Genomic DNA, 20,483 nt, shown 5'->3' with positions numbered 1-20,483 from the left:
GCGGTGCGTGTTGCTCAGTTGGGAAAATGAAATTGTAGGCCTACCGCACAAAAATACCTTGCTGCAGGACGGAATAAGGTGATTCGGGTTGGGTGGCGTTTACGTCGCGATGGTCAATCCGCACGAGTACGGACGCTCGCGTAGGAGATCCACGCAGCCAAGCATCGGCCACTTCCGTGGCAACTTGACGATGGGTATCAAATCCGGCGCAAACACAAGGCTTCTCCAATTCTGAACTGGACGGTATAGTCCACCGCGTGAATCCCCCCCACCCCGCCGCCAGCACCCTGGATGCGCGCGACCAGCGCGTGTTCGATGCCGTGCGCGACCTGTTCGCCACCCAGGGCATGCAGATCAGCATGGATGCGGTGGCCCAGCAGGCCGGGTGTTCCAAGCAGACCCTCTACAGCCGCTACGGCAGCAAGCAGGAACTGCTGCGCCGGGTGATGCAGCGCCACGTCAGCCGCGCCACCGCCGGCTTGCACAGCCTGGACCAGGGCGACCTGCGCGGCAGCCTGCTGCGCTTTGCCACCGACTACCTGGAGCACTGCAACCAGCCCCACGTGATGCAGGCGCGCCGGCTGATCGCGACCGATACCGCCCAGTTCCCCCAGGAGGCGCGTGCGCTCTACCGGGACGGCGCCGGCGCGCTGGTTCTTCACGTGGCTGAATGGCTTGCCGTGCGCAGTGCGCAGGGCCAGCTCAGGCATGACGACCCGCACTTCATGGCCGAACTGCTATTGAGCATGATCGCCGGCGTGGATTTCGAGAAACAACGCTTCCATACCCCCCATCGCGCCGACGCCACCGAGCGCCGCCGCTGGGCCGAATTCTCCGTTGACAGCTTCCTGCGCGCGTTTGCCACGCCGGAAACCGCCGCGGCATTGCATTCAAACCAACACCGGAGTTTTTCCTGATGATCGCCCCACTCCGCAGCCTTGCCCTGACCTGCGCAGTTGCTGTTGCACTGACCGCTTGCAAGAAGCCAGAGCAGCAGACGCCCCCGCCGCCGGAAGTGGGCGTGATCGATGCCAAGCCGCAGACCCTGCCGTTGCAGCGTGAGCTGGTCGGCCGCCTGTCGCCGTACCGCAGCGCCGATGTGCGCGCCCGCGTGCCCGGCGTGCTGCTCAAGCGTGTCTACCAGGAAGGTGCCGACGTCAAGCAGGGCCAGGTCCTGTTCCTGATCGACCCGGCCCCGCTGCGCGCGTCCTTGAACGCCTCGCAGGCCGAACTGGCCTCGGCCCAGGCGACCTACGCCAATGCCAAGGCCGCGGCCAACCGCGCCCGTTCGCTGGCCCCGCAGAAGTATGTGTCCAAGTCCGACCTGGACGCGGCCGAAGCCACCGAGCGTACCGCCGCTGCCGCCGTGCAGCAGGCCCAGGCCGCCTTGACCAGCGCGAAGATCAACCTGGGCTATGCCGAGGTGACCGCGCCGATCAGTGGCCGCGCCGGCAAGCAGCAGGTCACCGAAGGTGCACTGGTGGGCCAGGGGGATGTGACCCTGCTGACCACCGTGGACCAGCTGGACCCGCTGTATGTGAACTTCTCGATGAGCGTGGACGAGCTGACCCAGATGCGCGCCGCGCAGGCCAAGGGCCAGCTGGCGCTGAGCGGGGACGGCAAGTCCACCGTGCAGGTCAAGCTGTCCGACGGCACGGTCTATGACCAGCCGGGCACGCTGGACTTCTCCTCGACCACCGTGGACCCCACCACCGGTGCGGTGTCGCTGCGCGCAGTGCTGCCCAACCCGCAGCAGATCCTGCTGCCGGGTGCCTTCGTGAGCTTCCAGGCCACCCTGGGTGAGCGCAACAACGCCTACCTGGTGCCGTTGCAGGCGCTGCAGCGCGATACCACCGGCGGCTACGTGCTGGTGGTCGGCAAGGACGGCAAGGTGGCGCGCAAGAACGTCAAGAGCGAAGGCCAGCAGGGCACCAACTGGCTGGTCAGCGGCGGTCTCGAAGCTGGCGACCAGGTGATCGTGGCCGGCGTGCAGAAGGTCAAGGAAGGCGCCCCGGCCAAGGCCACCCCGTGGAACCCGGACGCTGCTGCTGCCAATGGCAAGGCGCCTGCGGGTGCTGCGCCGGCCGGTGCCGCACCGGCCGCCGCCAAGCCCGATGCCGCTGCCCCGGCAGACGCCGCCGCCAAAACGTCCGACGCCGCTCCGGCTGCCGAACCGAACAAGCAATAACGGGAACCCTCCGTCATGCCTAAATTTTTCATTGAACACCCGGTATTCGCCTGGGTGGTCGCGATCCTGATCTCGCTTTCAGGCGTGATCTCGATCCTGGGTCTGGGCGTGGAGTCCTACCCGAGCATCGCACCTCCCCAGGTGACGGTGAGCGCCACCTACCCCGGCGCCAGCGCCGACACCACCGAAAAGTCGGTCACCCAGGTGATCGAGCAGCAGCTGACCGGTATCGATCACCTGCTGTATTTCAGTTCGTCGTCGGCCTCCAACGGCCGCGCCTCGATCACCCTGACCTTCGAGACCGGTACCGATCCGGACATCGCCCAGGTCCAGGTGCAGAACAAGGTGTCGCTGGCCACCCCGCGCCTGCCCACCGAAGTGACCCAGCAGGGCGTGGTGGTGGCCAAGGCCAACGCCGGCTTCCTGATGGTGGTGGCGCTGCAGTCCGACACCGCCTCGATCGACCGTGACGCCCTCAACGACATCGTCGGTTCGCGCGTGCTCGACCAGATCTCGCGCATCCCCGGCGTCGGCAGCACCCAGCAGTTCGGTTCCGAGTACGCCATGAACATCTGGCTCAACCCGGAAAAGATGCAGGGCTACGGCCTGTCGGCCAGCCAGGTGCTGGCGGCGATCAAGGCCCAGAACGTGCAGTTCGCCGCCGGTTCGCTGGGCTCGGATCCGTCCCCGCAGGGCCACTACTTCACCGCCACGGTCTCGGCCGAAGGCCGCTTCAGCTCGCCCGAGCAGTTCGAGCAGATCATCCTGCGCGCCAATGCAGATGGCTCGCGCGTGATGCTCAAGGACATCGCCCGGATTGCCTTCGGTGCCAACAACTACGGCTTTGATACCCAGTACAACGGCAAACCGACCGGTGCCTTCGCGATCCAGCTGCTGCCGGGCGCCAACGCCCTGAACGTGGCCAACGCGGTCACCGCCAAGATGGACGAACTGTCGCCGAGCTTCCCGGCCGGTGTCAGCTGGTTCTCGCCGTACGACAGCACCACCTTCGTCAAGATCTCGATCGAAGAAGTGGTCAAGACGCTGATCGAAGCGGTCGTGCTGGTGTTCCTGGTGATGCTGATCTTCCTGCAGAACTTCCGCGCCACCCTGATCCCCACGCTGGTCATCCCGGTGGCCCTGCTCGGTACCTTCCTGGGCATGAGCGTCATCGGCTTCACCATCAACCAGCTGACCCTGTTTGCGATGGTGCTGGCGATCGGCATCGTGGTCGATGACGCGATCGTGGTGATCGAGAACGTCGAACGCATCATGACCGAGGAGAAGCTGCCGCCCAAGGCCGCCACCCAGAAGGCCATGACCCAGATCACCGGCGCGGTGGTGGCCATCACCGTGGTGCTGGCGGCAGTGTTCATTCCGTCGGCGCTGCAGGGCGGTGCGGCCGGTGAAATCTACAAGCAGTTCGCGCTGACCATCGCCATCGCGATGGGCTTCTCCGCGTTCCTGGCGCTGGGCTTCACCCCGGCCCTGTGCGCGACCTTCCTCAAGCCGACCCACTCCGACAAGCCCAACGTCGTCTACCGCACCTTCAACAAGTACTACGACAAGATCAGTGGCACCTACGTGGGCCACATCACCTCGGCGGTGCGCCATGCGCCGCGCTGGATGATCCTGTTCGTGGTGCTCACCGTGCTGTGCGGCTTCCTGTTCACCCGCATGCCGGGCAGCTTCCTGCCCGAGGAAGACCAGGGCTATGCGCTGGCGATCGTGCAGCTGCCCCCGGGCTCGACCAAGTCGCAGACCAACCAGGCCTTCGCGCAGATGCGTGGCGTGCTCAAGGACCAGGAAGGCTTCGAAGGCATGCTGCAGGTGGCCGGCTTCAGCTTCGTCGGCTCTGGTGAAAACGTCGGTATGGGCTTCATCCGGCTCAAGCCGTGGGCCGACCGCAAGGTGACCGTGCCCGAGTTCATCCAGAACATGAACGGTGCTTTCTACGGCATCAAGGAAGCGCAGATCTTCGTGGTCAACCTACCCACCGTGCAGGGTCTGGGTCAGTTCGGCGGCTTCGACATGTGGCTGCAGGACCGTGGCGGCGCCGGCTATGAACAGCTGACACAGGCGCGCAACGTGCTGCTGGGCAAGGCCGCCGAGGAGAGCGACCTGCTCACCGGCGTGCGTCCCAACGGCCTGGAAAACGCGCCGCAGCTGCAGTTGCATGTGGACCGCGTGCAGGCCCAGACGATGGGGCTGTCGGTGTCGGACGTGTACAGCACCATCCAGCTGATGCTGGCCCCGGTGTACGTCAACGACTTCTTCTACGAAGGCCGCATCAAGCGCGTGACCATGCAGGCCGACGGCCCGTACCGTACCGGCGCCGAGTCGCTCAACAGCTTCTACACGCCCAGCAGCCTGCAGACCAACGCGGACGGCACCCCGGCGATGATTCCGCTGAGCACCGTGGTGAAGTCCGAGTGGGTGTCCGCACCGCCGTCGCTGAGCCGCTACAACGGCTACTCGGCGGTCAACATCGTCGGTTCGCAGGCACCGGGGCGCAGCTCGGGTGAGGCGATGCAGGCGATGGAGCGGATCGTCAGCGACGACCTGCCGGCCGGCTTCGGCTACGACTGGTCGGGCATGAGCTACCAGGAAATCCTGGCCGGCAACGCCGCCACGCTGCTGCTGGTGCTGTCCATCGTGGTGGTGTTCCTCTGCCTGGCCGCGCTGTATGAAAGCTGGTCGATCCCGGTTGCGGTGCTGCTGGTGGTGCCGTTGGGCGTGCTCGGCGCGCTGGCGTTCTCGCTGGCTCGCGGCCTGCCCAACGATCTGTACTTCAAGATCGGCCTGATCACCGTGATCGGCCTGGCGGCCAAGAACGCCATCCTGATCGTGGAGTTCGCGGTGGAGCAGCGTGCAGCCGGCAAGACCCTGCGCGAGGCCACCATCGAGGCGTCCCGCCTGCGTTTCCGTCCGATCCTGATGACCTCCTTCGCCTTCATCCTCGGCGTGGTGCCGATGGCCATTTCCACCGGTGCGGGCGCCAATGCCCGCCACGCCATCGGTACGGGCGTGATCGGCGGCATGGTGTTCGCCACCTTCCTGGGCCTGCTGATGATCCCGGTGTTCTTCATCGTGGTCCGCCGCATGCTGGGCGACAAGCTGGACGAGCCGTCCAAGGAGTTTGTCGAGCGCCAGAGCGAAGCCAACGCGACGCACCGCCCGGATCGTTGATCCGGCGGTGACGCCCTGAAACGAAAAAGCCCCGGCGCGAGCCGGGGCTTTTTTGTGGGCGGTGCATTGCCAGGTGGTACAGCCTTTCATCGGCGGGCGCATGTTCAGATGCATGCCTCGATCCGGTAGTGCCGGCCGCTGGCCGGCTCCTCCAGATACGTGCCATGCATCGACCGCCTGGTTGCCGGCCAGCGGCCGGCACTACCCTGTTCTGCATGCACCGCCTGGTTGCCGGCCAGCGGCCGGCACTACCCTGTTCTACATGCACCGCCTGGTTGCCGACCAGCGGCCGGCACTACGCTGTTCTACATGCACCGCTTGGTTGCCGGCCAGCGGCCGGCACTACCCTGTTCTACATGCACCGCCTGGTTGCCGGCCAGCGGCCGGCACTACCCTGTTCTGCATGCACCGCTTGGTTGCCGGCCAGCGGCCGGCACTACCCTGTTCTGCATGCACCGCCTGGTTGCCGGCCAGCGGCCGGCACTACCGCTCAGCGCAGCAGCGCCACCACCGCGCAGGCAACCACGATCACCAGCGACGGCCACTGCATCGGCACGAAAAAGAAATGATGGCGGGCACGCTCACCCGGCGCACGTGGGCCGCGGTTGAGCACCAGACCCAGCAGCACATTGATCGCTGCACCACTCCCGAATCCGACCAGCAACTGCGTCAGCGACGTATTGCCCTTGGCAACGGCAGGGTCGGGCCACAGCCACATCAGCAACAGCAAGGTGGCGAGGGGGGTGAGCAGGGTCAGAAAACCTGCGCCTCGGTAAATCAGCATGGGATATCCGGCAAAAAAACGAGCGCACATTCTGCCTCATCGGCGTGCCGACCAACGGGCGGCACCTACCGGGTGGGCCACGACCGATGGTCGTGGCCCCGCACTCTCAGCGCAGCCCGGTCTCGTTGCGCGCGATCACCAGCCGCTGGATCTCCGAGGTGCCCTCGTAGATCTCGGTGATCTTGGCATCACGGAAGTACCGCTCCAGCGGCATTTCCTTGGAATAACCCATGCCGCCGTGGATCTGCACGGCCTGATGGGTGATCCACATTGCCGCTTCGGATGCGGTCAGCTTGGCGATGGCCGCTTCATTGCTGAAACGCTTGCCTTGGCCCTTCACCCATGCCGCGCGCAGGGTCAGCAGCAGGGCTGCATCCAGCTTGCATTTCATGTCGGCGATCTTGGCCTGAGTCATCTGGAAGGTACCGATGGCCGCACCGAAGGCCTTGCGGTCCTTCACGTACTCCAAGGTCGCTTCATAGGCCGCGCGGGCAATACCGATGGCCTGCGAGGCGATGCCGATGCGGCCGGCGTCGAGCACGCCCATGGCGATCTTGAAGCCCTCGCCTTCCTTGCCCAGCACGTCGTCGGCGCTGGCCACGTAATCCTGGAACTCGATCTCGCAGGTGGCCGAGGCACGGATGCCGAGCTTCGGCTCGGTCTTGCCACGGTGGAAACCGGCGTTGTCGGTGTCGATCATGAAGGCGGTGATGCCGCGCGCGCCCTGGTCCGGGTCGGTCATCGCAAACAGCACGATGTACTTGGCGACCGGGCCGGAGGTGATCCAGCTCTTCTTGCCGTTGATCACGAACGTACCGTCGGCCTGCTTGACCGCGCGGCAGCGCATGGCCGTGGCGTCCGAACCGGACTGCGGCTCGGTCAGCGCGAACGCGCCGATGGCCTCACCCTCGGCGATGGCGCGCACGTACTTCTGCTTCTGCGCTTCGCTGCCGTGGGTCAGAATGCCGTTGCAGAACAGCGAGTTGTTGACCGACATGATGGTCGAATGCGCAGCGTCACCGGCGGCGACCTCCACCATCGCCAGCACGTAGGCAATCGGGTCCATGCCCGCGCCGCCGTATTCGGCCGGCACTTCGATGCCCATCAGGCCGTTTTCACCCAGCAGGCGGATGTTGTCCAGCGGGAATTCGCCGGTACGGTCGTGATGTTCGGCGCTCGGGGCGATCTTTTCCTGCGCGATCCGGCGCGCAACGTCCTGCAGCATCAGCTGCTCTTCGGTAAAACTGAAATCCACAACACCCTCCCGGGAACATGGTTGTTTTATGGCCGCGCAACGCGCGTCCAGGTGGCGCGATTGTACCGGGGGGCGGGCAATACCGGCTGACTTGACCCCACCCGGCCCAGGGACGAAAATATCTCTATATCGCGATAGGTAGATATTTATGGATCTTGAGGACTGGTCGATCCGGCTGAAAGTGTTCGCCGACGCCACCCGCGTACGCCTGCTGGCACTGCTGGAGCAGGAAGAACTGACCGTGGCCGAGCTCTCGGCCATCACCACGCTGGCCCAGCCACGCGTGTCCACCCACCTGGCCCGGCTCAAGGAAGCCGGCCTGGTGCGCGACCGCCGGGCCGGCGTGTCGGCCTACTACCGCTTCGACGACGCCGCGCTGGACCCCGCGCAGCGGGCATTGTGGCATGCGCTCAGCACCGGCAGCGACGACCCGCTGCTGCGCCAGGATGCTGAACGGGTCGCCTCGGTGCTGGCCAGCCGCGCCGCAGACCAGAACTGGGCCGACAGCGTGGCCGGCGACATGGAGCGCCATTACTCGCCCGGCCGCACCTGGGAGGCGCTGGCGCGCACCGCGCTGCCGCTGCTGGAAACCGGCGACGTGCTCGACATCGCCTCCGGCGACGGCGTGCTGGCCGAGCTGGTCGCCCCGCACGCCAAACGCTACGTGTGCATCGACACCAGTGCGCGCGTGGTCGCCGCCGCCAGCGAGCGCCTGCGCCGCCTGGCCAACGTGGAAGTGCGCGAAGGCGACATGCACGCCCTGCCGTTCAAGGACCGCAGCTTCGACCTGGTGGTGCTGATGCATGCCCTCACCTATGCCGCCAAGCCGGCCCAGGCCGTGGCCGAAGGCGCGCGCGTGCTGCGCTCGGGCGGGCGCCTGCTGCTGTGCAGCCTGGCCCGCCACGAGCACAAGGCCGCCGTGGATGCGTACGGCCACGTCAACCTGGGCTTCTCGGACAAGGAACTGCGCAAGTTCGCCGAGAAGGCCGGGCTGGTGGTCTCCAACCTGGAAACGGTGACCCGCGAGAAGCGCCCGCCGCATTTCGAAGTCATCTCGCTGATCGCCACCAAACCCTGAGGCCCGCCATGTCGTCCCTGCCCTGGTTGCACCCCGATCGCGTCCACGCCCTGCAGGAAGCGCTTGCCCGGCGCATCCTGATCATCGACGGCGCGATGGGCACGATGATCCAGCGCCACGGGCTGCAGGAAGACGACTACCGGGGCGCGCGCTTCGTCGACGGCTACGACAGCGCCCACGTGGCGCATATCCATGGCGCCGGCTGCGACCACGCCGCACCCGAAGGCCACGACCTGAAGGGCAACAACGACCTGCTGCTGCTCAGCAAGCCGGAGGTGATCGCCGGCATCCACACCGCCTACCTGGAAGCGGGCGCGGACCTGGTGGAGACCAACACCTTCAATGCCACCTCGGTCAGCCAGGCCGACTACCACCTGGAGCACCTGGTTTACGAGCTCAACAAGGCCGGCGCCGCCGTCGCCCGTGCGTGCTGCGACGCGGTCGCCGCGACCACCCCGGACAAGCCGCGCTTCGTGATCGGCGTGCTGGGTCCCACCAGCCGCACCGCTTCGATCAGCCCGGACGTGAATGATCCCGGGTTCCGCAACACCAGCTTCGACGCGCTGCGCGAGACCTACCGCGAAGCCATCGACGGGCTGATCGACGGCGGCGCCGACACGCTGATGGTGGAAACCATCTTCGACACGCTCAATGCCAAGGCCGCCCTGTACGCCATCGAAGAAGCGTTCGACGACCGGGGCGCGCGCCTGCCGATCATGATCTCCGGCACCATCACCGATGCATCCGGGCGCACCCTGTCCGGGCAGACCGCCGAGGCGTTCTATGCCTCGGTCGCGCACAGCCGACCGCTGTCGGTCGGGCTGAACTGCGCGCTGGGTGCCGACGACATGCGCCCGCACGTGGAAACCCTGTCGATCGTGGCCGACTGCCTGGTCAGCGCGCATCCCAACGCCGGCCTGCCCAACGCGTTCGGCGAGTACGACGAAACCCCCGAGGAAATGGCCGGCACCCTGCGCGAGTTCGCCAGCGCCGGCCTGCTCAACCTGGTGGGGGGCTGCTGCGGCACCACCCCCGCGCACATCCGGGCCATCGCCGAGGCGGTGGCCGACCTGCCGCCGCGCGCCCTGCCCGGCCCCGCCCTGGAGGATGCCGCGTGAGCGCATCCGCCTCCCGTTGTCGTTGACCCTCCCCCGCCAGCACGTGCCCGCCCGCCCATGACGACTCCCCGCCCCACCCGCCTGTCCGGCCTCGAGCCGCTGGTGATCACGCCGGACCTGCTGTTCGTCAACATCGGCGAACGCACCAACGTCACCGGCAGCGCGCAGTTCCGCAAGCTGGTCAAGGAGGAGCGCTACGAAGAGGCGGTGGACGTGGCGCGCCAGCAGGTGGCCAACGGCGCGCAGATCCTCGATGTGAACATGGACGAGGGCCTCATCGATTCCGAAAAGGCGATGACGCGCTACCTCAACCTGATCATGTCCGAGCCGGACATCGCGCGGATCCCGGTGATGGTCGATTCCTCCAAATGGAGCGTGATCGAGGCCGGACTGAAGTGCCTGCAGGGCAAGAGCGTGGTCAATTCGATCTCGCTCAAGGAAGGCGAGGCGCAGTTCATCGAGCACGCGCGCAAGGTACTGCGCTATGGCGCCGCCGCGGTGGTGATGGCCTTCGACGAGGACGGCCAGGCCGACACCTGCGCGCGCAAGGTGGAGATCTGCACCCGCGCCTACCGGATCCTGGTGGACGAGGTGGGCTTCCCGCCGCAGGACATCATCTTCGATCCGAACATCTTCGCCGTCGCCACCGGCATCGAGGAACACGACAACTACGCGGTCGACTTCATCGAAGCCACCCGCATCATCAAGCGCACCCTGCCGCACTGCCATGTCTCCGGCGGCGTCTCCAACGTGTCGTTCTCCTTCCGCGGCAACGAAAGCGTGCGCCAGGCGATCCATGCGGTATTCCTGTACCACGCCATCGCCGCCGGCATGGACATGGGCATCGTCAACGCCGGCGCCATGCCGATCTACGACGAGCTGGACCCGGAGCTGCGCGAACGCGTGGAGGACGTGATCCTCAACCGTCGCCGCGACGGCACCGAGCGCCTGCTGGAGATCGCCGAGCGTTACAAGGGCAAGAAGGGCGAGGTCAAGGGCGAAGACCTGGCCTGGCGCGAGAAGCCGATCGACGCGCGCCTGGCGCATGCGCTGGTGCACGGCCTGGACGCCTGGGTGGAGGCCGATACCGAAGAAGCCCGCGCCCGTTCCAGCCGCCCGCTGGACGTGATCGAAGGGCCGTTGATGGACGGCATGAACATCGTGGGCGACCTGTTCGGCGCCGGCAAGATGTTCCTGCCGCAGGTGGTCAAATCCGCACGCGTGATGAAGAAGGCGGTGGCCTACCTGCTGCCGTACATCGAAGCGGAGAAGGCACGCAGCGGCGACACCGCCAAGAGCAACGGCAAGATCATCATGGCCACGGTCAAGGGCGACGTGCACGACATCGGCAAGAACATCGTCGGCGTGGTCCTGGCCTGCAACAACTTCGAGGTGGTCGACCTGGGCGTGATGGTGCCGGCGCAGAAGATCCTCGACGCCGCGCGCGCCGAGAATGCCGACATCATCGGCCTGTCCGGCCTGATCACGCCGTCGCTGGAGGAAATGAGCCACGTCGCCCGCGAAATGGAGCGGCAGGGCTTCACGATGCCGCTGATGATCGGCGGCGCGACCACCTCGCGCGCGCACACCGCGCTGAAGATCGACCCGCACTACAAGGCGCCCACGGTCTGGGTGAAGGATGCCTCGCGTGCGGTCGGCGTGGCCCAGTCGCTGATTTCCAGCGAACTGCGCGAGGCCTTCGTGGCCGCCAACGAGGCCGACTACGCCGACATCCGCCAGCGCCACCGCAACCGCGGCGACGCCAAGCGCCTGGTAACGCTGGCCAAGGCGCGTGCGCAGCGCTTCAGCGGCGACTGGGCCGCCTACACCCCGCCCACGCCGCGCAAGCCGGGCCTGCACGTGCTGCACGACTACCCCCTGGCCGACCTGGTCGGGGTGATCGACTGGACGCCGTTCTTCCAGGCCTGGGAACTGGCCGGCAAGTACCCGGCCATCCTCACCGATGAGATCGTGGGCACGCAGGCCACCGAGCTGTACCGCGACGCGCGCGCGATGCTCGACCGCATCGTCAGCGAAAAATGGCTGACCGCCAAGGCGGTGTTCGGGCTGTGGCCGGCCAACAGCGTCGGCGACGACGTGCACCTGCGCACCGACGACGGCCCGGCGGTGCTGCACTTCCTGCGCCAGCAGGTCGACAAGCCGGTGGAGCGGCCGGATTTCTGTCTGGCCGATTTCATCGCCCCGGCCGACAGCGGCAAGCAGGACTGGATCGGCGCGTTCGCGGTGACCGCCGGGATCGGCATCGACGCGCACGTGGCCCGTTTCGAGGCCGACCACGACGACTACAACGCCATCCTGCTCAAGGCGCTGGCCGACCGCTTCGCCGAAGCGCTGGCTGAGCGCCTGCACCAGCACGTGCGCACCGACTACTGGGGCTACCAGCCCGACGAACATCTGGACAACGAAGCGTTGATCGCCGAGAAGTACAGCGGCATCCGCCCGGCCCCGGGCTACCCGGCCTGCCCCGAGCACAGCGAAAAGGCCACGCTGTTCCGGCTGCTGGACGCCGAGCGCAACGCCGACATGCAGCTCACCGAGAGCTTTGCGATGTTGCCGACGGCGGCCGTATCCGGCTATTACTTCAGCCATCCGCAGAGCCAGTATTTCGTGGTGGGGCGGGTGTCGCGCGAGCAGGTGAGCGACTACGCCAAGCGCAAGGGCGTGGACCGCGTGCAGGCCGAGCGCTGGCTGGCCTCGAACCTGGATTACGATCCGGAGTGAGGGTGTCACCCGACCAACGGTCGGGTGCTACCGCGTCGTGGCGGATCGGTGGGTCGTTCACCCGACCAACGGTCGGGTGACACCGGCATAATGCACCGGTTGGTACCCACCGTTGATGGGTGCGCGCCCATCGAGATCCCGCATGACCGCCCCCACCCGCGACGCCGTACCGGTCGTCCGCCTCTCTTCGTTCTACCTGGTCTACTACGCCGCGCTCGGCGCGTTCACCCCGTACTGGTCGTTGTTCCTGACCTCCCGCGGGATGAGCGTCACCGCGATCAGCGTGATGATGGGCATCTGGTACGCCACCCGCATCGTCGCGCCCACCACGTGGACCTCGCTCGCCGCCGCCTCGCCGCGCCCGATCTTCTGGCTGCGCTTGGGCTGCGTGCTGACCCTGCTCACGTTCTGCGCGTTCCTGCTGCCGCTGCCGCAACCGTGGCTGTACCCGGCGATGGTCGCGTTCTGCTTCTTCTACAACGCGGTGATGCCGCAATTCGAATCGATCACGTTGACCCACCTGGGCAGCGACAGCCATCGCTACGGGTTGATCCGGGTGTGGGGCTCGCTGGGTTTCATTGCGGTGGTGATGCTGTTTGGCTGGATCATCGAAGGCCACGGCGGCGCCGGCAACGCGCACCTGCTGCCGTGGCTGATGCTGCCGCTGTTCGGCCTGCTGACCGCCTCGGGGTTTGCCAACCACTACGCGCGCAACCTGCAGCGCAGCGACGGCGACGCGACCGGCTTCTGGCAGATCGTGCGCAAGCCGCAGGTGCTGGCCTTCTTCCTGGCCGCGTTCATGGAACAGCTGTCGTTTGGTCCGTACTACACGTTCTTCTCGGTCTACATGGACCACCACGGCTATGCCACCTCCACGCTGGGGCTGCTGTGGACCGTCGGGGTGGTATTCGAAGTGGGCGTGTTCTTCACCATCGGCCGCTTCTTCCGCCGCTATGACGCCAGCTGGATGCTGCTGATTGCCCTGCTCAGTTCCACCGTGCGCTGGGCGATCACCGCGCTGTTCCCGGAGAACCTGCCGGTGATGCTGATGGCACAGACCGCGCACGCCCTGGGGTTTGCCGCATTCTTCGCGGCCGCGATGCAGATGCTGGCCACCTATTTCCCCGGCCGCCTCAACGGCCACGGCCAGGGCCTGCTGTATGGCTTCTCCTCCGGCGTGGGCGGCGTGCTGGGCGCCCTGATCGCCGGCCAGCTGTGGGGCATCGACCAGGGCCGCACCGCCTTCCTGGCGGGCAGCGGCTTCGCGCTCGCCGGCGCCCTGCTGTGCTTCTTCGCCATCAGCCTGCCCCTGCTCCGCGCCCGCCCGCGCAGATGATCCCGACGCGGCGGTGGTGCCGCCCGCTGCGCGGCAACTACGTACCCAACCGGTAGTGCCGGCCGCTGGCCGGCAACCACGCACACCGACAACCCGTCGCGCCCCCGCTGCCCAGCAACCACGCACCCCAAACCCGGTAGTGCCGGCCGCTGGCCGGCAACCCCCGCGCCCGCCAACCCGACCACGCCGATAAGGTAGGCTCACCCCTCCCCCAAGACTGGAGCCGCCGATGCGACCGACCCGCCTGTGGGCACTGCTGCTCGCCGCCGTCGCCCTGCCTGCCGCCGCCGAGCCGATCCTGTTCGAGAACGCGCGCGTCTTCGATGGCCAGCGCGACCGCGGCATCACCCCCGTGCTGATCGACGGCGCCCGCATCGTGCACATCGGCACGCCCCTGCCCGCTGCCGCCACCGGTGCGCGCCGGGTCGATTACACCGGCAAGACGCTGCTGCCTGCATTGGTCAGCAACCACGCGCATGTGGGCAACACGCAGGGGTTGGAGCACGGCGACCGCTTCTACACGCGCGACAACGTGGTGCGCGACCTGCGCCAGTTCCAGCGCTATGGCATCACTACGGTCACCGCGCTGGGCATGAATGGCGCCGACTTCTTCGCCCTCCGCACCGAGGTGAACGCCGATCCCCGTCTGGGCGCGCAGCTGTACGGCGCCGGCGGCGGGATCGGCGCGCCCGATGGCGCACCGCCGGCTGACAGCATGGGTCTGCGCCACGATCCGGTGGCGCGCCCGCGCACCGCCGAACAGGCGCGCGCGGCGGTCGCCACCCAGCATGCCGACGGCGTGGACCTGATCAAGCTGTGGGTGGACGACCTCGGCGGCAAGCGCCCGATGATGACGCCGGAGGTGTACCGCGCCGCCATCGCCGAAGCGCACGCACGCGGGCTCACCGTGGCCGCACACATCCACGACCTTGACCAGGCCCGCGACCTGGTCGATGCCCGGGTCGACATCCTCGCCCACGGCATCCGTGACCGTGCGGTCGATCCGATGCTGGCCAGGAAAATGCGCGACCAGGGCACGTGGTACATCCCGACGGTGGCCATCGACGAAGCCAACTACTGGTATGCCGAACACCCGCAGGCGCTGCACCAGCCGTTCCTGCGCCAGGCCCTGCACCGCGACGTGCTGGCGCGCTGGTCGCAGCCGGAATGGCAGCGCGCGCAACTGGCCGGCAGCGGCATTCCGGCCGCGCGCGCGGCGGTGGCGACCAACCTGGACAACGTGCGCCGCCTGCATGCGGCCGGGGTCAAGCTGGGTTTCGGCACCGACGGCGGTGCGATGCCGCACCGGGTGATCGGCGTTGCCGAGCACCGCGAGTTGCAGCTGCTGGTGCAGGCCGGACTGAGCCCGGCACAGGCACTGCAGGTGGCCACGTCACAGGCGGCAGACCTGCTGGGCCTGGCCGACCGTGGCCGGATCGCCGCCGGCAAGCGCGCCGACCTGCTGGTGCTGGACGCCGACCCGCTCACCGACATCGCCAACACCCAGCGCATCGGCGCGGTCTGGCAGGCCGGGCAGGAAGTGGCCGGGCCGATCACGGAGTAACCCCCGCTCGGCACGATGGGCCTTGCGCCCTAAAAAAGAGAGTTCTTCTTCCAACCAAGGGGAGGGTCTTGCTGCGAGGGCCGTCGCAGAGTCAGCACGACGCTACGCGGGTGGCCGGGTGTGCAGGCGCGGTTTGGATCGGCTGGCGTCTCTGATCGGACCGGTCGCGAGCGTGAGGGCCCCGTAGCAACCGGTAGGCCCCTGGCGCAAATGTCCCCCGGCCGCGCATGGCGGCCTCCTCCTTTATTTTGCCCAGGAGCCTACCGGCCGCTACGGGGCTCGGCTTGCGGTAAGGAGGAGAAGCCAGGCTTTTCTGGCGCTGTCGGTGGGTCGGGCGCTGGGCCCCCATGCCCTTGGAGGCGAAATAAAGGAGGAGGGGGCGGCCGCAGGCCGACGCCGGGGGACATTCGCCGGAAAGGGCATGGGGGCCCAGCGCCCGATCCACCGACGGCTGCGCCTGGACAGCGTCAAAGCAGTCTCTGCTTGTCCCGCATCGTGGCGAAGAACCAAAGAAGGGCGCCTTTCGGCGCCCTTCTTCGTCGTGCGATCGATCGCTTACCAGACCAGGTCGTCGGGCACCTGATAGGCCGGGTCGGCGTATGGGTCAGCCTCGGCGGTGGCGTTGGGATCCACGCGCAGCGCAACTGACGGGGCGAAGATCGCTTCGGCCTCGTCGAGCACGGCCGCCGTCACCAGCAGGTAGCGGCCGTTCTGCTGCAGCACGCCCAGCTCGCCGGCGTTGAGCGCCTTGAGCTGGTCGGCGGTGACATACACGCGCTTGATTTTGCCACCGTAGTTGAAGTGGCGGGCAATCTCGGCGCCGGCGTCATTCAACGACTTGCCTTCCAGCAGCACGTCCAGCTTGGCCTTGGCTTCGCGGCGCAGGCGTGCCTCTTCCTGCTTCAGGCGCTCGGCTTCGATGCGGTCGTCTTTTTCCTTCTGCGCACGGATCGCGTAGGCCTTGGCCAGGTCGATGTCCTCGCGCGAACGGGGCTTGCCCTGGCCGGCGTTCTGGCCCTGGCCGGGACGATTGCCACCACCCGGGCGGCCCTTGCCGTGCGGCGCGCGGCGCGCGGCATCGCCCTCGCGCGGCGGACGCCCCGGGGCACCCTCACGCGGCGGGCGCGCTTCGCCGGGCTTGCCCGGGGGACGCGCACCGTGGGGTTTGTTGCCCGGCCGGCCGTCACGGCGGGCATCGGGTTTGCGTTCTGGCTTGGGCGCGGATTTGAAACCAAGGCCCAGCAGCTGGTCGCGGAGTGTATCGCTCATGACGTGGAATCGATCAGTAGTGCGGGGGCGGCGGTTCTTCGCCCGAATCGGAATACAGCGCGTTGCGGACCTTGCCCAGGTCCTCCAGCAGCAGGCGGGTCAGGTCGGCGTTGCGGCTGCCTTCGATGCGTGCATCGGCCAGTGCTTCACTGAGCTCGGCCAAGGCCTGTTCCTGGAAGGACACGCGCATTTCCAGCTCGATCAGGCGCGCTTCCAGCGCCTGCTCACGCGGTGTGGGGGTTGAATCATGCATGCAGCGAACGTCCCCGGCCAATGCCGTAGTAGGCCAGGCCCGCGGCTTCGATCTCCTGCGGGTCGTACAGGTTGCGGCCGTCGAACACGACCGCATCGTTGAGCATCTCGCGCAGGCGGACGAAATCCGGGCTGCGGAACTGCTTCCATTCGGTCACCACGACCAGCGCATCGGCGCCGTCCAGCGCGTCGTAGGCGTTGTCGCAGAACACCAGGTCATCGCGCTGCCCGAAAATGCGGCGCGCTTCGTCGGTGGCTTCGGGATCGTAGGCGCGCACGGTGGCGCCGCCTTCCCACAACTGGGCCAGCAGGCGCCGGCTGGACGCTTCGCGCATGTCGTCGGTGTTGGGCTTGAAGGCCAACCCCCACACCGCGAACGTCTTGCCACGCACGCCTTCGTCCTCGCCACGGTCGTAGTGGCGCTGGATCAGCTGGTAAAGATGCCCCTTCTGCGCTTCGTTGACCGCCTCCACCGCGTTCAACAGCTTCGGCTCATGGCCATACTGCTGCGCGGTGCGGGCCAACGCCTGCACGTCCTTGGGGAAACACGAGCCGCCGTAACCGGCGCCCGGGTAGATGAAGTGCCAGCCGATGCGCGGATCCGAGCCGATGCCCTGGCGGACCTGCTCGATATCGGCACCGACCTTCTCGGCGATGTTGGCAATTTCGTTCATGAACGAAATCTTGGTCGCCAGCATCGCGTTGGCGGCGTACTTGGTCAGCTCCGCCGAGCGCACGTCCATTTCCACCACGCGGTCGTGGTTGCGGTTGAACGGTGCGTACAGGCGGCGCATCAGCGCCACCGAATCGGGGTTGGAGGCGCCCACCACGATGCGGTCCGGCCGCATGCAGTCGGCAACCGCGTCGCCCTCCTTCAGGAATTCCGGGTTGGAGACCACGTCGAACGCGATCTCAACCCCACGCGCCGCCAGTACCTCGGCAATGGCGGCACGTACCTTGTCGGCCGTGCCTACCGGCACGGTCGACTTGTTCACCACCACGGTCGGCACGGCCATGTGCGTGCCGATCGTGCGGGCCACCGCCAGCACGTACTGCAGGTCGGCGCTGCCGTCCTCGTCCGGTGGCGTGCCCACGGCGATGAAAATCACCTGGCCATGCGTGATCGCGCTGGCAGCATCGGTGGTGAAGGCCAGCCGCGATGCCGCGTGATTGGCCTTGACCATCGGCTCCAGGCCCGGTTCGTAGATCGGGATGACGCCACGGTTCAGGCCATCGACCTTGGCCTGGTCGATATCGACGCAGACCACCTGGTGGCCGACATCGGCCAGGCAGGTACCCGTGACCAGACCGACGTAACCGGTACCGAAAATCGCTACACGCATGTCCGTGGGGACTCCAGATTCGCTTACGGCAGGACGTTGAGCAGTTCGACGTCGAAGGTCAGCGTCGCGTTCGGACCGATCGGACCGCCCGGCGTGCCCTGTTCGCCGTAGGCCAGCTCGCCCGGGATCCAGAAGCGGTACTTGGACCCGGTCGGCATCAGCGAGACGCCTTCGGACCAGCCCTTGATCACCTGGTCCAGGCCGAATTCGATCGGCTGGCCACGCTCGTAGCTGCTGTCGAACACGGTGCCGTCCAGCAGCTTGCCTTCATAGTTGACGCGGACCTTGCTGGTCGGCATCGGGCGCTCGCCCGAACCCGGACGCAGCACCTGGTACTGCAGGCCCGAGGCGGTGGTGACAACGCCCGGCACGGTCTTGTTCTTGGCCAGGAACGCGTTGCCTTCGGCGCGGTTGGTACCGCCCTTGGCAGCCGCTTGGGCCTGCATTTCAGCCTGCTTGCCGGCCATGAAGCCTTCCAGCGTGGCCTTGGCCTGCTCCGGGGTCATCTTGGCGGTGCCACCGTTGAAGGTGGTGGTGACGGCATCGAACAGCGCGTCCAGGTCCAGGTCCGCCTTCAGCGGTGCCAGCGACGGACCCACGGCGTAGGTGCCCAGCATCAGGCCCACCTTCTCGCGGTCCACCTTCGGCGGCGCGGTACCCGGGGCCACGCCCGGCACCGGCTGGCCACTCTTGGCCATCATCGCCTGGCGCAGGGCGGCGTCGGTCTTCTGCGCCTCGTCCTGCGAAATCAGCGGCGGCTTGCCTTCAAAGGCATTGGTCACGCCGCGGCGCAGGGCAGCCAGATCGATCTCGCTGGAGATCGGGGCAAACGAGTTGGCCACATCGATACCGATGGCGTAGCCGAGCTTTTCCCGTTGGGAGTTCAAAGCGGAAGTCTCCTTGACGGCCGCACGCGCGGCCGGTTGTTGCGACATCACGGTACCGGTGGCACCCATCGCCAGAATCAGAACCGACGCCGCGGCGCCGCGCATTCCCATCTTCATTCGCTGCTTTCCTGGAAGTGACTGGACGCCGACGACGGCGCGAAAGCGATCATTGTCGCACGCACATGCGAGATGTCGAGGTGGTCAGTGCTTTGCCGGTGTGACAGACAGCTCACGTTCGATCGCGGCCACCAGCGCCTTGTCGTCCGGCGTGACCTTGCTGGGGAACTGCGCCACCACCCGGCCGTCCCGGCCGATCAGGTACTTGTGGAAGTTCCAGCCCGGCGCCACCCCGGTGGCGGCGGTCAACCGCTGGTACAGCGGCGTGGCCTGCGGCCCGGTGACCTGCACCTTCTGGAACATCGGGAACTTGACCCCGTAGGTCAGCGTGCAGAATTCCTGGATCTGGGTCTCATCGCCCGGCTCCTGCCCCTTGAAGTCGTTGGACGGGAAGCCCAGCACCGAGAACCCGCGCGCGGCGTACTTCTTCTGCAGCGCCTCCAGGCCTTCGTACTGCGGGGTGAAGCCGCACTTGCTGGCGGTGTTGACCACCAGCAGCACCTTGCCGCCGTACTGCTTCTGCAGGTTGACTTCGGCCTTGCCGGCCAGCGGGCGATAGGCCACGTCCAGCAGCCCGGCCGCGTGGGCCCCGCTGGCGGCCAGCAAGCCGCCCAGCAGCAGCGTCACGCCCCAGCGGCGCACCCGCACGGTGGCCGCACGGCGCGGGGACGACTCAAGGGGGGTCAGGGGCATCGCAACACTCCACGAAAGGGATGAAAAGGGCTGTTTCGGACTATATCACCGGCCCTTTTGCCGCTGCGTGGCAGGGCCGGCAACGCCCTGCCCCGGCGCCGGCCGACGGACCTGGCGCCCCCGGCATCCACCGCCGCCGAGGGCCGGGTCGGCCCCGGCTTGCCGAATCTGGCGGTCTGGCGCCGCACCTGAATAGAGGCGTCTGCTCACCTACCATTGACCAGACTGAATGGACGATAGCCCACCCGGCTGTCAGGAATCCAAAACATCCTTTTACAAATCAACCACTTGAAATCACGGCGCGGTCGCTGCCATACCCCTGCCATCAGTTGGGGCTGGCAACCTGTTGCACTCCGGCGTGCCGGTGTTATAGTTGCATACAACACCAGTCACCTGATGCAGGGGAAGCCCATGAACCGCATGCGCCGCCGCCAGTCCGCCAAAGCTGTCACCGCCGCCTCCGCGCTGTTGCTGCTCGGCTGGCTTGGCACCCCCGCCGGTGACATCGGCAGCACCGCCGCCACCGGTGCGTTTGAAAGCCCGCAGGACGCAGGCGTACTCCAGGCAGGGAACGCCAACGGCGCCCCCACGCCCCCCCGCCGGCTGCACAGCTCCCTGTCCATGCCTTACTTCTCATTCGCACAGTCGCTGAACCCACGGAGCTGACC

General features: G+C 67.1%; 16 protein-coding genes. 9 read left to right on the top strand and 7 right to left on the bottom strand.

Annotated features, from left to right (window positions below; all coding sequences use genetic code 11):
• Positions 1-257: 257 nt before the first annotated feature.
• Genes DX03_RS07460 through DX03_RS07450 form a run of 3 tightly spaced genes read left to right on the top strand, consistent with a single transcriptional unit; the run spans position 258 to position 5,377 of the window.
• Positions 258-917 carry a TetR/AcrR family transcriptional regulator gene (locus DX03_RS07460; RefSeq protein ID WP_038687626.1) on the top strand — a complete coding sequence of 220 codons (660 nt, stop codon included), beginning with the start codon at positions 258-260 and terminating at the stop codon, positions 915-917.
• Positions 917-2,188, top strand: coding sequence for an efflux RND transporter periplasmic adaptor subunit (locus tag DX03_RS07455; RefSeq protein WP_038687624.1), 1,272 nt, complete (start codon positions 917-919; stop codon positions 2,186-2,188). Before DX03_RS07460 ends, DX03_RS07455 begins: the two co-directional genes overlap by 1 nt.
• Before the next feature lie 15 nt (positions 2,189-2,203).
• The gene (locus DX03_RS07450) at positions 2,204-5,377 is read left to right on the top strand and encodes a multidrug efflux RND transporter permease subunit (protein ID WP_038687622.1); all 3,174 of its coding nucleotides are present in this window, start codon (positions 2,204-2,206) and stop codon (positions 5,375-5,377) included.
• A gap of 490 nt (positions 5,378-5,867) precedes the next feature.
• Here the strand turns inward: DX03_RS07450 and DX03_RS07445 are convergent, their stop codons facing one another.
• Together DX03_RS07445 and DX03_RS07440 are read right to left on the bottom strand one after the other, a co-directional pair.
• Positions 5,868-6,161: a hypothetical protein gene (locus DX03_RS07445; RefSeq protein ID WP_038687620.1), complete on the bottom strand. Its 294-nt coding sequence runs from the start codon at positions 6,159-6,161 to the stop codon at positions 5,868-5,870.
• 106 nt (positions 6,162-6,267) lie between these two features.
• Complete coding sequence (locus tag DX03_RS07440; RefSeq protein ID WP_038687618.1) at positions 6,268-7,416, bottom strand: acyl-CoA dehydrogenase family protein; 1,149 nt, start codon at positions 7,414-7,416, stop codon at positions 6,268-6,270.
• Between the two features lie 148 nt (positions 7,417-7,564).
• Here DX03_RS07440 and DX03_RS07435 point away from each other — a divergent pair, with 148 nt between their 5' ends.
• From DX03_RS07435 to DX03_RS07415, 5 genes are all read left to right on the top strand, one after another.
• On the top strand, positions 7,565-8,494 hold the full coding sequence (locus DX03_RS07435) for an ArsR/SmtB family transcription factor (protein WP_038687616.1): 930 nt from the start codon (positions 7,565-7,567) through the stop codon (positions 8,492-8,494).
• 8 nt (positions 8,495-8,502) lie between these two features.
• Positions 8,503-9,612 (top strand): homocysteine S-methyltransferase family protein, encoded by a 1,110-nt coding sequence (locus DX03_RS21130; RefSeq protein ID WP_051598779.1) that lies wholly within the window; start codon positions 8,503-8,505, stop codon positions 9,610-9,612.
• A 57-nt stretch (positions 9,613-9,669) separates the two neighbouring features.
• Positions 9,670-12,354: a methionine synthase gene (gene metH / locus DX03_RS07425; RefSeq protein ID WP_038687614.1), complete on the top strand. Its 2,685-nt coding sequence runs from the start codon at positions 9,670-9,672 to the stop codon at positions 12,352-12,354.
• 142 nt (positions 12,355-12,496) lie between these two features.
• Positions 12,497-13,690, top strand: a complete 1,194-nt coding sequence (locus DX03_RS07420; RefSeq protein WP_038687612.1) for an MFS transporter — start codon at positions 12,497-12,499, stop codon at positions 13,688-13,690.
• 229 nt (positions 13,691-13,919) lie between these two features.
• On the top strand, positions 13,920-15,254 hold the full coding sequence (locus DX03_RS07415) for an amidohydrolase family protein (protein ID WP_038687611.1): 1,335 nt from the start codon (positions 13,920-13,922) through the stop codon (positions 15,252-15,254).
• A 555-nt stretch (positions 15,255-15,809) separates the two neighbouring features.
• Here the strand turns inward: DX03_RS07415 and DX03_RS07410 are convergent.
• From DX03_RS07410 to DX03_RS07390, 5 genes are all read right to left on the bottom strand, one after another.
• Positions 15,810-16,523 (bottom strand): DUF2058 domain-containing protein, encoded by a 714-nt coding sequence (locus DX03_RS07410; RefSeq protein WP_038687609.1) that lies wholly within the window; start codon positions 16,521-16,523, stop codon positions 15,810-15,812.
• 13 nt (positions 16,524-16,536) lie between these two features.
• Positions 16,537-16,776 carry a SlyX family protein gene (locus tag DX03_RS07405; RefSeq protein WP_038687608.1) on the bottom strand — a complete coding sequence of 80 codons (240 nt, stop codon included), beginning with the start codon at positions 16,774-16,776 and terminating at the stop codon, positions 16,537-16,539.
• The gene (locus DX03_RS07400; protein WP_038687605.1) at positions 16,769-18,118 is read right to left on the bottom strand and encodes a UDP-glucose dehydrogenase family protein; all 1,350 of its coding nucleotides are present in this window, start codon (positions 18,116-18,118) and stop codon (positions 16,769-16,771) included. Before DX03_RS07400 ends, DX03_RS07405 begins: the two co-directional genes overlap by 8 nt.
• Positions 18,119-18,141: 23 nt before the next feature.
• Complete coding sequence (locus DX03_RS07395; protein WP_038687603.1) at positions 18,142-19,122, bottom strand: FKBP-type peptidyl-prolyl cis-trans isomerase; 981 nt, start codon at positions 19,120-19,122, stop codon at positions 18,142-18,144.
• An 84-nt stretch (positions 19,123-19,206) separates the two neighbouring features.
• The gene (locus DX03_RS07390; RefSeq protein ID WP_425598312.1) at positions 19,207-19,743 is read right to left on the bottom strand and encodes a glutathione peroxidase; all 537 of its coding nucleotides are present in this window, start codon (positions 19,741-19,743) and stop codon (positions 19,207-19,209) included.
• A 483-nt stretch (positions 19,744-20,226) separates the two neighbouring features.
• Here DX03_RS07390 and DX03_RS07385 point away from each other — a divergent pair, with 483 nt between their 5' ends.
• Positions 20,227-20,481, top strand: coding sequence for a hypothetical protein (locus tag DX03_RS07385; RefSeq protein ID WP_038687600.1), 255 nt, complete (start codon positions 20,227-20,229; stop codon positions 20,479-20,481).
• Positions 20,482-20,483: the final 2 nt, after the last annotated feature.

The organism is Stenotrophomonas rhizophila (assembly GCF_000661955.1).
Taxonomy (GTDB): domain Bacteria; phylum Pseudomonadota; class Gammaproteobacteria; order Xanthomonadales; family Xanthomonadaceae; genus Stenotrophomonas; species Stenotrophomonas rhizophila.
This window is presented reverse-complemented; position numbering and strand designations above follow the sequence as displayed.